Origin of the sequence: Brevibacterium sp. HMSC22B09 (assembly GCF_001806795.1) — a bacterium.
GTDB classification, from domain to species: Bacteria; Actinomycetota; Actinomycetes; order Actinomycetales; family Brevibacteriaceae; genus Brevibacterium; species Brevibacterium ravenspurgense.
In genome coordinates, this window is the sequence record NZ_KV786022.1 from 47,313 (window position 1) to 47,676 (window position 364).

Sequence of the window (364 nt, forward strand, 5' to 3'; positions counted from 1 at the left end):
ACTAATACAGTTTCACGCGCAAATGCGCCGCAACACCGCGCAAAACTGCACTAAAGCGTGAGTCTGCGCGGTTGGAGAGGCACGAGGTGGAAGGCCGGACTGACTGGCAACTCTGGGCTAGCTGCTGGAGGAAGGCACCGCAACCAGCCAGACCGCCCCAGATTTGCGCTCTAATGCAAACTCACGCGCAAATGCGCCGCAACAAAGCGTGACTCTGCATTAAAGCGTGAATCTGCGCCGGTTGGAGGAGCACGAGGTGGAGGGCCGGACTGACTGGCAACTCTGGGCCGGCTGCAGGCGGCTAAGTGAGGGCGCGCAACCCACCACGCCACATTTGCGCACTAATACAGTTTCACGCGCAAAT